The following is a 15,762-nucleotide window of genomic DNA, read 5'->3' as shown; positions in this document are numbered from 1 at the left end:
AACAAAACGAGGGGTTGAGAGGATATGCGCCTCTGATTTCTCAATAGTATTTGTGAATGTGTGCAAAAATACCAAGACAGAGTTTACTCCATTATTAAGTCAAGAGATTGATTTACAAAGTTGGTTTGTTCCTCATATCATCAAATGATGAAGATTCCTACTCATGCTGGTTTGTAAATAATCAAGCTTTTTTGGTGGACACCATCTGCTGATCATTTGTATGGTTTACTGAGACTCTAAGGGCGTGGACTACCTTGAATATGCACAACGCATTCTCAAAATACGGAATGTGTAAACTTATAATATCTTGTATCGTTATCCTAAACGAAACTGTTTTATGGCATGATAAGATCATTTTTGTTTTGCATATTGAAATAAAAGTTAAAAATATCCTAAGCTTCTCTCATTTCAAATATCTCCCATGATAAATGAAGAAAAATCATGCCTTTGTAAGTCATAAGTGGTGGTGTGTGGGTAAGAATATCTGAAGATAAGGAATAAAAAGGGTCGTTATGAATCGTCTCAAGACAAAGGGATGTTCTGGGAGGCAAAGAGAATGACGGTACTCATAATACAAATTTTTGTAAAGGCGATTATCTAAAGGTGGTTTACATTGCCTTTGTAAAGCAACGGTTTTTGTGTGTTACACTGGTGTATATGAGGTTTGTCATTGATAAAGTTATTGCAGGGTTTATTGCTATAAGATAAGACACATAGTATCTGTGGAGACAAATTGTTGTTAGAGAATTCTATGCCATCATCACCGGAAAAAACCAAAGCACGTTTACCTCGCGGTTTTGTTGATCGCACAAGTGCACAATTATATGCAACGGAGACCATGATTGCTCAGATTCGTGAAGTTTATGAACTTTATGGTTTTGAAGCGCTGGAGACACCGATTTTTGAATATACGGATGTGTTGGGCAAGTTTTTACCTGATTCAGATTGTCCAAATGCTGGGGTTTTTTCGCTACAAGATGATGATGAGCAATGGATGTCTTTGCGCTATGATCTCACCGCACCTCTTGCTCGTTATTTTGCAGAGAATTTTGAAACTTTGCCAAAGCCTTATCGCAGTTATCGCTTGGGCTTTGTGTTCCGCAATGAAAAACCCGGACCAGGGCGATTTCGGCAATTTATGCAGTTTGATGCTGATATTGTTGGTACACCAACCGTTGCTGCGGATGCCGAAATTTGCATGATGGCAGCCGATAGTTTAGAAAAATTGGGCTTTCAGCATGATGATTATGCTATTCGGCTCAATAATCGAAAAATTCTCGAGGGTGTCTTAGAGTTGATTGGTTTGCAGGGAGATGATCAAGTTGAAAAGCGCTTAAGTGTTCTTCGTGCAATGGATAAACTGGATAAGTTTGGTCTTGAAGGGGTGCGTTTACTGTTGGGCAAAGGGCGTTTGGACGAGAGTGGTGATTTTACAAAAGGGGCACAGCTTAAGGATAAAGAGATAGATCGTATTCTTTCTTTGCTTACCGTAGAAGCTGAAACGGCAGAGGAAACGCTTGATGCTCTTAGACAAGTTATTGATAAGAGTGAGCAAGGGCTTGAAGGGGTGCGTGAGCTTGAGGAGATGCAGGCAATCTTTGCCGCAAATAGTGCTCAAAACCGCATCAAAATTGATCCCTCGGTGGTACGGGGGTTAGAATATTATACGGGACCTGTTTTTGAGGCGGCTTTGCTTTTTGATGTTCTCAATGATGATGGACAAAAAGTTGTTTTTGGTTCCGTTGGTGGTGGGGGGCGCTATGATGGTTTGGTGGCACGTTTTCGTGGCGAAAATATTCCGGCAACAGGTTTTTCTATTGGTGTTTCACGCTTAATCGCTGCTTTGCAAAATCTTGGCAAATTGCCTATCAAAGAAAAGACGGGACCTGTTGTGGTGCTGATGATGGATAAAGAACCAGAAATGGTTGCGCGTTATCAAAAAATGGTCATGCAATTGCGTAATGCTGGAATTCGTGCTGAACTCTATTTGGGGGCAGCAGGGATGAAGGCGCAGATGAAATATGCTGACCGCCGCCGGGCGCCTTGTGTGGTCATTCAAGGTTCACAAGAGCGCGAGAGTGGAAAAATACAGATCAAAGATTTGATTGAAGGTGCCCGATTGTCTCATGAAATTAAGGATAATCAAACATGGCGTGAAAGCAGACCTGCGCAAGTGACGGTTGATGAAGATCAATTGGTCCAGACCGTACAGGATATTTTGGCAGCCCAAAGTAGGTTATAATAAAAGTTTTTTTAAAATTGTTTAGCTGGATTTCTGTCATTCTCCATGCAATTTTAAGGATTTGTACTTTGCGTATTTGCATGTGCTTATGCACAAGGACAAAGTTGTGGTGTTTTTTTAAGCTTGTGCTGTATAAAATGGAAATGTTTTTTTAAGGGGCGAAAGCGTTTTATGTACTAAATAAATCAGCCTTTTTGAGGAGGCGATGAGGGCGTTTTCCTAAACAAAATATGCGTGAAAGTTCCCTAACTTATATCATTTTTTTTTAGAAAAGGGGATGGTGATCATTTATAAAAATATTGATCGTTCATCTTTGTTAAACAGCTATTTTCTCATCTGCTGATATAAAATTTTTTTGGGTTTCTTGTGCACCATACATAATTTAGTATGTGCGGATTATAAGAGAGACCTAGAGCATTTTCTCTCAAAGATTTGTTAGTGTTTCACAAAACAATGAAACAACTTAAATCGAACAATTTTTTACAGGAAAATATTTGCATCAATTGTAAGCTGCTATAATAGCAACTAATTGATAATATTTATTTTTTCATAAAATGAATTGCTTAGTGGAGAAATACAATGGTTCAATATGATTTTACTGTGCTTTATGAAAGAAATCCTTTTATTCTTAAAAGTCCTGAGGATATTGGAAAATCATTTAAGCTTCCTCCCTCACACTTTGGATTTGAAAATCTTCCGCAAATTACTTTTTCTGGAGCGCCTGAAAGTCGGCGGATGATTGTTGGGCTCTCATTTGTTGGGTTAAAGAGTTTTTTTGTTATGTTGTGGCAAGTGGCGAAAATATCAGAGGAAGATGAGATGGATTTATGGTTTGATCAGGTTACATTAGATCATAATGTTCTCGATGAATTTTTGGATTGCGATTTTTCAACTCAAGAATCGCACTATCTTAGTTTTGAAACTTTTAAAAAAGGTCTCAGCGAATTAGAACGTCACAAAATTATTGCAAAGGGGATAAAAGAAGGGTGCTATTTTATAAATCCAGATATCTTTGGACTTCCTGAAGGTGATGAAGATTTTGAGTTCTCTGAAGAGGAAGAAGAGAAGACATTATTTTCTGTAGAACACCCAAATAAACGACTGCTTTAGCGGTTATGTTTAAAAAGAAATCTTCTTCTTTAGAGGCAGTGATCGTTAAAGGATAAAATTGAGAGTGAACGGTCATCAGATTAAAATTGATCCTTCTGCTAGGGCGTATATATTGCTTTATTATATGAGGGCTGTGGTTGAGGGGAGTATGCTTTTTGATATTTTCTGATGAGGGTGAAGAAAAATTTGTCTTTTGATGGTAATGATGGGGGCTGTGATGCGTTGATCGCATATTCTTGTTGCGTAAATATTGGATAATGTATTAATTTATAATGATGATTTATCGTTATTCGTATTGAATAATGAATCCCCAATATTGTAAGTTTCTTCCATATTGCGCCAATCAAAACCATTCGCTTGCCACGTTACAAGCGGGATGAACATGTGGATAAAAACCATAGAGGAAAGGCGTAAAATGCTTCTTATGAATCGTTTCAGGTGCTACAGGTTGTTGCAAATATTAGGGACGACAGATTTTTCAATTTATCATCCATAAAATGCAAAAAAAACATAAACTCCTTCCTAAGAAGGAGTTTATGCTAGAAAGTTTGCATTTGATAACTGTATAATTAGTCTTCAAATTAACTTTTCAAGGTTTTTAAAATATTTTGTGGAGAAGAAATTTCATAGGGGTCTGTTGTACAATTGTCTGCAAAGCCTGGTTCTTCAAACCATTGTTCAACGACACCATCATTAATCACAGCGGCATAACGCCATGAGCGCATGCCAAAACCAATATTGTCTTTCGCAACCAGCATACCCATTTTACGGGTGAATTCACCAGAGCCATCAGGAATTAATTTGATGTTTTTGATAGCTTGCGTTTTACCCCAAGCGTTCATGACAAAAGCATCATTGACGGAAAGACAATAAATTTCATCAATGCCAACTTTTTTAAATTCATCATAGAGTTTTTCAAAATCAGGCAGTTGAAAGGTTGAGCAAGTGGGAGTAAAGGCTCCAGGAAGAGAAAAAAGAATGACCCGTTTTCCTTTAAAATATGCATCGCTACTCACTTCTTGCCAGCGATAAGGATTATCTCCACCCATCGATTCATCACGGATACGTGTATGAAAGGTGGTATTGGGAACGGTTCTTTTTATCATAACTATGCTCCTGTATTTTTTATGAAAATTGTGTTTTAGCAGTTTTGGTATTTAACGACTCTTTAAAGAGGGGGCCTTAAATAATCCTTGCTCTTCTGTTTAAGTGTGCAAGTATTTCGTTATCTCGTCAAGTGGAATTAATGGTCGACTTTGGCTGATATTCACTTTAACATTAAAGAAAATATTTTAAAGGCGTTTTTGTGATGATAACGACAGTTTTAACCATGGCCTTTGCTGATCAAAGACTTGGAACGTCTGGTTTACGCAAGAAGGTGTCGGTTTTTCAACAGCCCCATTATGTGGAAAATTTTATACAGTCTGTTTTTAATACTATTGGCTCTGTTGAAGGAAAGCTGCTTATTCTTGGGGGCGATGGGCGCTATTTCAACCACACTCTTTTACAAACGGTCTTGAAAATGGCGGCGGCTCATGGTGTTGCTTGTGTTAAGGTGGGAAGAAGGGGCATTCTTTCTACACCGGCGGTTTCACATCTTATTCGTAAAACCCATGCTTATGGGGGATTTATTCTTTCCGCAAGTCATAATCCTGGGGGAAAAGAGGGCGATTGTGGTATCAAATATAATATTGCTAATGGTGGACCTGCTCCCGAAGCCCTATGTGAAGCTATTTTTGCAGCCTCACAACAACTTTCTTGTTATAAAATTTTTGAGGCTGCAGATGTTGATTTAGAGAGAGAAGGCACAACTTTTCTAGGGTCTATGCAGATTGATATCATTGACCCTGTAGCGGATTATGTTGCTTTGATGCAGGAGATTTTTGACTTTGATTGCATTGCTCAAGCTGTTAAGAGAGGGCTTACTTTGCGATTTGATGCTATGCATGCGGTCACAGGGCCTTATGCCCATGAGATTTTTGAAAAATGTTTAGGATTTCCTGAAGGAACGGTAGTTAATGGTATTCCTTTGCCAGATTTTGGAGGGGGGCATCCAGATCCCAATTTGGTTTATGCCAAAGATCTTTATGATTTATTGATGTCTGAGCAGGCACCTGATATGGGGGCAGCATCGGATGGGGATGGAGATCGTAATCTTATTATTGGGCGTGGGCAATTTGTCCCGCCTTCTGATTCCTTGGCTATTATGGTTGAGCATGCCCATCTGATTAAAGGTTATCGCCAAGGCATTGTGGGGATTGCGCGCTCTATGCCAACAACGCGTGCTGTTGATTTGGTTGCTGAAAAAAAAGGATTAAAGTGTTTTGAAACGCCAACGGGGTGGAAATTTTTTGGATCGCTTTTGGATGCGGGAAAGGTGACTTTTTGTGGTGAAGAAAGTTTTGGAACCGGTTCTTACCATATTCGCGAAAAGGATGGTTTGTGGGCTGTATTATTTTGGTTAAATCTTTTAGCTCTCACAGGAAAATCTGTTGCAGAGATTGTGCAGCAGTATTGGAAAAACTATGGGCGTTTTTACACGTTACGTTATGATTATGAGAGCGTGGAGAATGATAAAGCAGAAGCGCTTATAGAGAAATTGCGTGTGGATTTACCACAGGAGGGGACGGAAATTGCTGGGTTGCGGGTGGAAAAAGCAGACGATTTTACCTATCACGATCCCGTTGATCAGAGTGTGAGCATAAAGCAGGGTATACGTATTTTTTTTGAGAATGGAGCACGGCTTGTGGTACGCTTATCGGGGACAGGAACATTGGGTACTACTTTACGGCTTTATTTTGAACAATTTGAGAGGGATCCCTGGAAACATCATCAAGAACCGCAAAAAGTGCTTCAACCTTTACAAAAGGCAGCACTGGAATTGTTGAACATAGAGCAGCAATTGGGGCGTGAACGTCCTGATATTATCACGTGAGAAAACTGCTTTGATTCTTAAAGAAGCTTTGATGTCTTTGGGGAAGGGGGCGTTTGTTCTGTTAAAAGAGCGCGCCTTATTTTGAGAAGATTGTATTCTTTCAAGCTGAAGCATCGATTTGATTGCAAAACGAAGTCCTACTGGCAAAAATGGCAATATTAAAGCCAATGTACAAAATAGCTATCTCGAGAATTCTGAAAGCTTGTCTTTTTCGCACGCTTTTTGATTGAATAAAGACCACGCTATCTTTTCTCATAGAAAATCGGACTTCATTTTTATTGCTAATTCCCTAAAATTACTTTATGAATTAAAAGGTGTTTTGGTCGTATACGCAGCGACCAATAGGGCCTTGAAAACCTGAAATCCGAGCGTGAAATAAACCCACTGATGTGGGTATCCCGGGATTCCGGGAGATTTTGCTATGTCCAGGTGCTTCCCAGCACTAAAAGCAAAATGCTGACTCGGATTCAGTGTTTTCAAGCTCCTGGAATACCAATGCGAGGGCGCTCGCAACCGGTGGGAGGGGAAATGCAAGGTAAAAATCTTCATAACGACAAATTCATTGATAAATTCGTTGGCAAAAAAATTCGCTTCAGACGAAACATGCTGAAAATGTCTCAAAAACAATTAGAACAGTCTTTAGGAGTAAGCTTCCAGCAAATTCAAAAATATGAAACAGGATTAAATCGTGTTGGAGTTGGGCGTTTAAAGGAAATTGCTGATATCTTAAATGTTCCCATTGCCTTTTTTTACGCCGATCTCTTCACACAACAACACCCCAACCCATCATGAAGAAATCATCTCAAGCAGAGAAGAATATCTGCTTTTAAAAAATTTTAGAGTCCTTGCTAAAGTAAAACAAAAAGCAATTTTACAATTAATCTCTGAACCAAATGAAAACTTTTAAAATCATGCGCCCCCCACAGACTTTGTTTATCAGCATACAGCGTATTAAAAAAAAAGCATCCCTTTAAATGCTGATTGAATGAATAGCATGCCGCCTTTTATCTAAAGAAAAGCTGTGTTCATTTTTATTGTAAATTTCCTGAAATTACTTTATAAATTGAGAGATGCTTTGATCGCATACGCGGCGATCAAGAGGGAACTGAAAGCCCCAAGCTCTAGCGTGTAAATAGATCCACTGATGTGGGTATCCCGGGATTCCGGGAGTTTTTGCTATGTCCAGGTGTTTTAGGCACTAAAAGCAAAAAAAGCTGATTAGGTTTCAGTACTTTCAAGCTCCCGGAATACCAACGCGAGGGCGCTCGCAACCGGTGGGAGGGGAAATGCAAAGTAAAAATCTCATAACGACAAATTCATTGATCAATTCGTTGGCAAAAAAATTCGCTTCAGACGAAACATGCTGAAAATGTCTCAAAAACACTTAGGGCAGTCTTTAGGAGTAAGCTTCCAGCAGAGAAGAATATCTGCTTTTAAAAAATTTTAGAGTCCTTGCTAAAGTAAAACAAAGAGCAATTTTACAATTACTTTCTGACCCAAATGAAAACTTTTAAAATCATGCGCCCCCCCACAGGCTTTGTTTATCAGCATGCATTGTGCATTCTTACTGTCATTCCCCTTATAAGTACTTTTTTATTGCATCAAAAGCATCCCACCTCTCATAAAACAAGCTCGTGTTCATTTTTATTGTAAATTTCCTGAAATTACTTTATGAGTTAAAGGGTGTTTTGGTCGTATACGCAATGACCAATAGGGAAGACAAGCCCGAAACCTCGATACATAGATTTGTCCCGCTTTGCGGGTGTCCCGGGATTCCGGGAGATTTTGCTATGTCCAAGTGCTGTAAGCACTAAAAGCAAAATGCTGATTCGAGGTCAGTGCTTGTTACTCCCGGAATACCAATGCGAGGGCGCTCGCAACCGGTGGGAGGGGAAATGCAAGGTAAAAATTCTCATAATGACAAATTCATTGATCAATTCGTTGGCAAAAAAATTCGCTTCAGACGAAACATGCTGAAAATGTCTCAAAAACACTTAGGGCAGTCTTTAGGAGTAAGCTTCCAGCAAATTCAAAAATATGAAACAGGATTAAATCGTGTTGGAGTTGGGCGTTTAAAGGAAATTGCTGATATCTTAAATGTTCCCATTGCCTTTTTTTACGCTGATCTCTTTACACAACAACATACTCCCACCCATCATGATGAAGTCATCTCAAGCAGAGAAGAATATCTGCTGCTCAAAAGATTTCGCGTTCTCACCTCGATAAAACGCAGAGCGATTTTACAATTACTTTCTGAACCAAATGAAAGCTTTTAAATTATGTACTAGAGTGTTACAAACTCTGTTCATCAACATTCGTAGGCAGAATGTGCCTCCTCAAATCAACAATTCTTGAAAGCACGCAAATCAGCAAATCCACCGGTTGCGGTGTTGTAACCAAAAATATTGACATTATTTTCCAACACTTTACCAACGATAATTGCAGCTTCTTCACCGACATTGATCGCAATTTGGCGTGTTGATGCTTGGAGAATACAGTAAATGATATTAAGCTTCTGGTTAGGATTGTTTCCTTTAACAGTCAGCGTATTTACGACACGCAACAACGCGGCTCTACTATCAGCAACCATTAATTTCAGTTGTGATCAGAAGGCTGGCAATTGAAACAGTATTCTGCAGAGCAGAAAGCATCCCCTTAGATCAACCATTCTTAAAAGCAATCAAATTAACGAATTTACTGCGATTATAAAACAGAGAAAAGTATAAAAAAAACGGGCCAATAGGCCCGTCTCTTTTTTTCTTTAGGAAAGGAGATTAGAAATCCATTCCGCCCATTCCACCCATTCCGCCAGCTGGCATTGGAGGCATTGGGGTATCTTTCTTTGGCGTTTCAGCAACCATTGCTTCGGTTGTGATCAGAAGGCTCGCAATTGAAGCAGCATTCTGCAGAGCAGAACGTACAACCTTCACAGGATCAACAATTCCCAAAGCAATTAAATCACCAAATTCACCGGTTGCAGTGTTGTAACCAAAAGTATCAGCATTATTTTCCAACACTTTACCAACGATAATAGCTGCTTCTTCACCGGCGTTGGTTGCAATTTGACGTGCTGGTGCTTGAAGAGCACGACGGACGATATTAATACCAGCTTCTTGATCAGGATTGTTTCCTTTAACAGTCAGTGCATTTGCAGCACGCAACAGAGCGGTTCCACCACCAGCAACAATACCTTCTTCCACAGCAGCCCGTGTTGCATTCAAGGCATCATCAACGCGGTCTTTCTTTTCTTTTACTTCAACTTCTGTTGCACCACCAACGCGGATAACAGCGACACCACCAGCAAGCTTAGCAAGTCTTTCTTGTAATTTCTCACGGTCATAATCAGAAGTTGTTTCTTCAATCTGAGCTTTGATCTGATTGACGCGTGCATTAATTTCAGCCTTTTGTCCAGCACCATCAATAATCGTGGTATTTTCTTTAGAAATATTCACTTTCTTCGCACGTCCAAGCATATCCAAAGTGACATTTTCAAGCTTAATGCCTACATCTTCAGAAATAACCTGACCAGATGTCAAGATTGCGATATCTTCAAGCATAGCTTTACGACGATCACCAAATCCTGGTGCTTTCACCGCAGCAATTTTCAAACCACCGCGCAATTTGTTGACAACGAGTGTTGCCAAAGCTTCACCTTCCACATCTTCAGCGATAATAAGAAGTGGTTTGCCAGACTGCACAACAGCTTCAAGCACTGGAAGAAGAGATTGTAGATTAGACAATTTCTTTTCGTGAATAAGAATATAAGGATCGTCCAGATCCGCCACCATTTTTTCCGCATTGGTGACAAAGTAAGGAGAAAGATATCCACGATCAAACTGCATACCTTCAACGACTTCTAATTCTGTTTCAGCCGTTTTTGCTTCTTCCACGGTAATGACACCTTCATTGCCAACTTTTTCCATGGCATCAGCGATCATTTTACCGATTTCTGCAGCACCATTTGCGGAAATTGTTCCCACTTGTGCGATTTCTGCGGAAGTTTGGATTTTCTTCGCTTTTTTGAAGAGATTTGCCACCACTTCATCCACAGCAGCATCAATTCCGCGTTTAAGATCCATTGGGTTCATGCCTGCAGCAACGGCTTTTACACCTTCTTGTACGATAGCTTGCCCCAAAACCGTTGCCGTTGTTGTTCCATCCCCAGCAATATCATTGGTTTTAGAAGCAACTTCACGCAACATTTGCGCACCCATATTTTCAAACTTATCTTCTAGTTCGATTTCCTTTGCAACGGATACACCATCTTTTGTGATGCGGGGTGCACCAAATGATTTATCGATCACCACATTGCGCCCTTTAGGGCCAAGGGTTACCTTTACAGCGTTAGCAAGGATATCAACACCGCGCAACAAACGCTCCCGCGCTTCACGGCCAAATTTGACTTCTTTAGCAGCCATTTAATTTCTCCTTGGAGTTATCTCAAATAATATAAAATGGAAGAATTGAAAGGCTTAAAACTAGCCCAAAATTCCCATAATGTCCGATTCTTTCATGATTAAGAGGTCTTCCCCATTAATCTTTACTTCAGTTCCAGACCATTTTCCAAACAGGATACGGTCACCTGTTTTTACTTCTAAAGGCACGCGCTTTCCATTATCGTCGAGAGCACCATTGCCAATAGCAATAACTTCACCTTCTTGAGGTTTTTCTTTTGCTGTATCAGGAATGATAATCCCACCAGCAGTCTTATTTTCAGATTCAACCCGACGGACAACGACACGATCGTGAAGCGGGCGGAATTGTATATTAGCCATGTTCAAAATCCTTAAAACTTAATATAATTGCATTAATCTTAAGTCCTTGCTAGCACTCTCAAAGTATGAGTGCTAACACTGCCCAAGATATAAAATTGCCTCTTCTCAATGTCAAGGATTCTTCTTAAAAATAATTTACCTTAAAAAGACTTTGAAGTCTTGCCTCTTTTTCCTATTTTGCATTATCTAGCTTTTTATTAATTTGCCAACATAAAAGGATCTTATCATGAGTGAAACACGTCAGGAAACGGATAGCTTGGGGACGATTTCGGTACGTCAAGACCGTTATTGGGGAGCGCAGACTGAACGCTCGCTGCATAATTTTAATATTGGCAGTGAAAAACAGCCACTCACTATCATTTATGCCTTAAGCCTTATCAAAAAAGCCGCAGCCCTTGTGAATATGGAAAAAGGGAAACTTCCGCAAAACATTGGCAAAGCCATCATTACTGCTGCTGACGAAGTGCTCGCCGGTGCATTTGATACACATTTTCCGCTCTCTGTTTGGCAAACGGGTTCTGGTACGCAAAGCAATATGAATGTCAATGAGGTCATTGCCAACTATGCTAGCATGCTTTTGGGAGGAAAACTAGGGAGCAAAAGCCCTGTTCATCCCAATGATCATGTCAATATGAGCCAATCCTCAAACGATTCCTTTCCCACAGCACTTCACATTGCCACCACACTGCAAACACGCCAACACTTATTTCCCATTCTTGAAGCTCTTATTACCACTTTAAAGAAAAAAGAAGAAGAATTTGCCGATATCATTAAAATCGGGCGTACCCATACTCAAGATGCAACACCCTTAACTTTAGCACAAGAATTTTCAGGCTACCGCGCCGCACTCGAAGCCAATCGCCAGCGTATTGAAACAGCTCTTGCCGATGTCCAGATGCTTGCCCAAGGTGGAACAGCTGTCGGGACAGGGCTCAATGCACCACAGGGTTTTGATGTTGCTTTTGCGCAAACAATGAGCACCCTTACAGGGGTTGCCTTTAAAACCGCCAGCAATAAATTTGAGGCGCTTGCCCATCATGGAGCCCTTGCCCATTTCCATGGTAGTCTCAATGCTCTCGCTGCTGATCTGTTTAAGATTGCCAACGATATCCGCTTTTTGGGCTCAGGTCCACGTTCAGGTTTGGGCGAATTAAGCCTACCTGAAAATGAACCAGGCTCTTCTATCATGCCAGGCAAAGTTAACCCCACCCAGTGTGAAGCAATGACCATGGTTGCAGCCCAAGTGTTTGGTAATCATACCAGTGTAACATTTGCTGCCAGCCAAGGGCATTTTGAACTCAATGTTTATAAACCTGTCATTGGTTATAATGTTTTACAATCAATTACGCTCCTTGGTGATTGCATGCGCTCTTTTGATCTCCATTGTGTCCAAGGATTACGTGCTAATCGGGTTCATATTCACACTCTCATGGAGCGCTCTTTGATGCTGGTGACAGCACTTGCCCCAGAAATTGGTTATGAGAAAGCGGCCGAAATTGCCAAAGCAGCGCATAAAAATGATACAACTTTGCGTACTGAAGCACTCAAAGCAGGTGTTCCTGCAGAGGATTATGATCGGCTGGTTGATCCCAAAAAGATGATTGCTCCAAAGTAAACAGCCGGATATGAATTTTTTTGAAACAAATTTTTTAACTATCGGGCTGTTCGCGGTCCGATGGTCATTGTATCATTAACAGTCTACCTACACCTTCAAAAATCTTAACACCTCTGGGACAAGTAAAAGATTTTCTCAACCCTAGCATATTTGTAAAGAGAGCCTCTTACACCCCACAAAGCCATAACAGGTTCTTCCCAACTGTTTTTCATGAACATATTGATAGCTCACCATTTTAGATGCCGAATAAAGGCTTCGAAAACCAAATTTTCTTATTTCGAACTCTCACATACCATACGCTTCTTTCATCTCATCCCCTTTATAGTGAAGCAGATAAACTTTTTACGCGCACGTCCATAAACAGGATTGATATATAGATAAAAACTCTTGAAGTATAAGCAGGAAACAAACAGTAAAAATACCTCTTATAAATACAATAGCTCTCACGACATTGAGGTAACAGTGTGCTTCTTCATAAGCGTGAAGATGATGGTATGACTTTACCATTATAGAGTTTATGAGCAGCATTGCAAAATGAACTTGAGAGCAACAAGAGATAGCTTTAGCAAATATGTTCACGAACAATACGATAATATTTTGTAGCGTTCTGTTTTGCAGAATGTTGTTTCAATTTCCAGCCTTCTGATCACAACTGAAATAATAGTTGCTGATAGTAGAGCCGCGTTGTTGCGTGTCGTAAATGCGCTGACTGTTAAAGGAAACAATCCTGATCAAGAAGCTGGTATTAATATCGTCCGTCGTGCTCTCCAAGCATCAGCACGTCAAATTGCAAGCAACTCCGGTGAAGAAGCAGCGATTATCGTTGGCAAAGTGTTGGAAAATAATGCTGATACCTTTGGTTACAACACTGCAACCGGTGAATTTAGTGATTTGATTGCTTCTAAGAATTATTGATTTAAGATTGTGCATTTTATTCCTTGTGGAGGATGTGTTTATTAAAATACGCGAAAAATAACGGCATAAAGCATTGAGGCAATATGACCCTAGTACATAATTTAAAAGTTTTCACTTGGCTCAGAGATAAGTTGTAAAATCGCTCTGCGTTTTATCGAGGTGAGAACGCGAAATCTTTTGAGCAGCAGATATTCTTCTCTGCTTGAGATGACTTCATCATGATGGGTGGGAGTATGTTGTTTTGTAAAGAGATCTGCGTAAAAAAAGGCAATGGGAACATTTAAGATATCAGCAATTTCCTTTAAACGCCCAGCTCCAACACGATTTAATCCTGTTTCATATTTTTGAATTTGCTGGAAGCTTACTCCTAAAGACTGTCCTAATTGTTTTTGAGATATTTTCAGCATGTTTCGTCTGAAGCGAATTTTTTTGCCAACGAATTGATCAATGAATTTGTCATTATGAGAATTTTTACCTTGCATTTCCCCTCCCACCGGTTGCGAGCGCCCTCGCGTTGGTATTCCGGGTGCTAGCAACACATTGATTTATATAGATAATTTACTGTTTTGCATGTTGAATTAAAGACCCGAATATAGTAAGGTTTTCTCATTCTAAACCCTCTCAGATTGAATCAATTAATATCACTTGCTTGCACGTCAAAAGCGGGGCTGGTGTGTGGGTAAAAACTGTATAAGAAAGGAGTAAAAATGGTCCTTATGAACCGTCTTAATGCAAGATCTGTCGCAACATTGGGGGCTGGCAAATATAATGATGGTGCCGGCTTGTTACTCCATAAGCGTAAAGATGGGGGTGCTCAATGGCTTTATCGTTATACCATTCACGGGCGTCGTCGCGAAATGGGCTTGGGGGCATTAAGACATGTCTCTTTAAAAAAAGCCCGTGAATTAGCAAATCAATGGCGTTCTGTTTTGCATGAAGGGCGTGACCCCATTAAAGAACGTGAAAAACAAAAGCGTGAGGTAATAAGCAATCTCCATTATTTAAAAGATATTGCTTTAGATGCTTTTGAAAGTCGTAAAGCTGAATTAAAAGATGATGGTAAGGCTGGAGACTGGTTTTTACCTTTACGGCTTTATATTCTCCCAAAATTAGGTTGTCTGCCCGTTTCAGAGATTACACAAACAGAGATACGCAATGTTCTTACTCCTATTTGGCATACAAAAGCTGCAACAGCAGAGAAAGCACTGAATCGTCTTAATATTTGTCTCAAACATGCGGCTGCATTAGGGTTAGATGTTGATTTACAAGCAACAGAAAAAGCACGTGCTCTTTTAGGTAAACAACTCCATAAAACACAAAATATACCAGCTATGGATTGGAAAGATATTCCTGCTTTTTATCAGACACTCAGTAAAACGATAACAATGACACATTTAGCTTTGCGCTTGCTTATTCTTACAGGGGTTCGTACACGTCCTTTACGTTATATTCATAAAGATCAGATTGACGGGGATATATGGACAATTCCTGCTGAGAATATGAAAGGAAAGCGTGATACAACAAAAGAATTTCGCGTGCCCTTATCAACAGAGGCATTAGAAATCTTAAAACAAGCACGCTCGCTTTCACGCAATGATTTCTTTTTTTCTGCAACTGGTCGCGGTCCTCTTGGTGAGAATTGCATGTCACAATATATGCAACAGATTGGAGTTGAAGCACGTCCCCATGGTTTTCGTTCTAGTTTACGCGATTGGCTTGCTGAAACAACCGATGCTCCCTATGAGGTCGCTGAAACTATTCTAGCTCATACAGTGGGTGGTAAAGTAGAGCGCTCCTATCGTCGTACTGATTATTTAGAACAGCGTCGTGTCTATATGGATAAATGGGCGGCTTATGTCACTGGGCAATCTTAAGATATGGGGTGTAATACCCCATGATCTGTGGATAACTTTATCTCTCTCTTCTCTCATTCTTTCTCAATGAGACTCATAAATTATCACATCAGAAAATGTATTATAAAACACTGTTTTCTATAGACTAAATACCTTTCCAGTGATTCAAAAATATGGTTAATAAATACTTATGATTTGTTCCCATTTTTTATTATGAAAGGAAATTATAATGACAGAAAACGATATTCTTTTAACTGACCGTGAAAGTGCAAAATTGCTTCATATGAGTGTTTCAACATTCCGCCGTCATGTGACCA

The 15,762-nt window shown here is 39.9% G+C and carries 11 protein-coding genes and 4 pseudogenes; 10 read left to right on the top strand and 5 right to left on the bottom strand.

Annotation, left to right across the window (positions count from 1 at the left end):
• Positions 1–751 precede the first annotated feature (751 nt).
• Both hisS and PVV68_RS08090 read left to right on the top strand, forming a co-directional pair.
• On the top strand, positions 752–2,242 hold the full coding sequence (gene hisS, locus PVV68_RS08095) for a histidine--tRNA ligase (protein WP_273721595.1): 1,491 nt from the start codon (positions 752–754) through the stop codon (positions 2,240–2,242).
• 579 nt (positions 2,243–2,821) lie between these two features.
• Entirely contained in the window at positions 2,822–3,352 is a 531-nt protein-coding gene (locus PVV68_RS08090) for a replication protein (protein ID WP_273721594.1), read from the top strand.
• A gap of 581 nt (positions 3,353–3,933) precedes the next feature.
• On the opposite strand, the gene PVV68_RS08085 is transcribed toward PVV68_RS08090, so the two are convergent.
• Entirely contained in the window at positions 3,934–4,458 is a 525-nt protein-coding gene (locus tag PVV68_RS08085; protein ID WP_273721593.1) for a peroxiredoxin, read from the bottom strand.
• 200 nt (positions 4,459–4,658) lie between these two features.
• Between PVV68_RS08085 and PVV68_RS08080 the strand changes: the two genes are divergently transcribed.
• From PVV68_RS08080 to PVV68_RS08070, 4 genes and pseudogenes are all read left to right on the top strand, one after another.
• Positions 4,659–6,287 (top strand): alpha-D-glucose phosphate-specific phosphoglucomutase, encoded by a 1,629-nt coding sequence (locus PVV68_RS08080; protein ID WP_273721592.1) that lies wholly within the window; start codon positions 4,659–4,661, stop codon positions 6,285–6,287.
• Positions 6,288–6,782: 495 nt separating this feature from the next.
• Positions 6,783–7,194 (top strand): annotated as a pseudogene (locus tag PVV68_RS08075) (helix-turn-helix domain-containing protein).
• A gap of 379 nt (positions 7,195–7,573) precedes the next feature.
• Positions 7,574–7,801: pseudogene (locus tag PVV68_RS10650) on the top strand (hypothetical protein).
• A 348-nt stretch (positions 7,802–8,149) separates the two neighbouring features.
• Positions 8,150–8,563, top strand: coding sequence for a helix-turn-helix domain-containing protein (locus PVV68_RS08070; protein ID WP_273721591.1), 414 nt, complete (start codon positions 8,150–8,152; stop codon positions 8,561–8,563).
• Between the two features lie 65 nt (positions 8,564–8,628).
• Here PVV68_RS08070 and PVV68_RS08065 read toward each other — a convergent pair whose 3' ends face one another.
• The 3 genes from PVV68_RS08065 to groES all read right to left on the bottom strand — a co-directional run bounded on the left by PVV68_RS08065 (position 8,629) and on the right by groES (position 11,062).
• On the bottom strand, positions 8,629–8,877 hold the full coding sequence (locus PVV68_RS08065; RefSeq protein ID WP_273721589.1) for a hypothetical protein: 249 nt from the start codon (positions 8,875–8,877) through the stop codon (positions 8,629–8,631).
• Positions 8,878–9,061: 184 nt separating this feature from the next.
• A complete protein-coding gene (gene groL / locus PVV68_RS08060) occupies positions 9,062–10,705 on the bottom strand; it encodes a chaperonin GroEL (RefSeq protein WP_273721587.1) in 1,644 nt (547 codons plus the stop codon).
• A 60-nt stretch (positions 10,706–10,765) separates the two neighbouring features.
• Positions 10,766–11,062 (bottom strand): co-chaperone GroES, encoded by a 297-nt coding sequence (gene groES / locus PVV68_RS08055; protein WP_005864441.1) that lies wholly within the window; start codon positions 11,060–11,062, stop codon positions 10,766–10,768.
• Positions 11,063–11,288: 226 nt separating this feature from the next.
• Between groES and fumC the strand changes: the two genes are divergently transcribed.
• Positions 11,289–12,677, top strand: a complete 1,389-nt coding sequence (gene fumC / locus PVV68_RS08050) for a class II fumarate hydratase (RefSeq protein ID WP_273721584.1) — start codon at positions 11,289–11,291, stop codon at positions 12,675–12,677.
• Positions 12,678–13,331: 654 nt separating this feature from the next.
• Positions 13,332–13,577 (top strand): annotated as a pseudogene (gene groEL / locus PVV68_RS08045) (chaperonin GroEL); the annotation flags it as partial.
• Between the two features lie 116 nt (positions 13,578–13,693).
• Here the strand turns inward: groEL and PVV68_RS08040 are convergent.
• Positions 13,694–14,074 carry a helix-turn-helix domain-containing protein gene (locus tag PVV68_RS08040; RefSeq protein WP_273721582.1) on the bottom strand — a complete coding sequence of 127 codons (381 nt, stop codon included), beginning with the start codon at positions 14,072–14,074 and terminating at the stop codon, positions 13,694–13,696.
• A gap of 225 nt (positions 14,075–14,299) precedes the next feature.
• On the opposite strand from PVV68_RS08040, the gene PVV68_RS08035 reads away from it, so the two are divergent.
• Both PVV68_RS08035 and PVV68_RS08030 read left to right on the top strand, forming a co-directional pair.
• Positions 14,300–15,466, top strand: a complete 1,167-nt coding sequence (locus PVV68_RS08035; RefSeq protein ID WP_273721580.1) for a site-specific integrase — start codon at positions 14,300–14,302, stop codon at positions 15,464–15,466.
• A 208-nt stretch (positions 15,467–15,674) separates the two neighbouring features.
• Positions 15,675–15,762: pseudogene (locus PVV68_RS08030) on the top strand (DNA-binding protein); the annotation flags it as partial.

Origin of the sequence: Bartonella sp. ML69XJBT (assembly GCF_028618515.1) — a bacterium.
GTDB lineage: Bacteria > Pseudomonadota > Alphaproteobacteria > Rhizobiales > Rhizobiaceae > Bartonella.
This window is presented reverse-complemented; position numbering and strand designations above follow the sequence as displayed.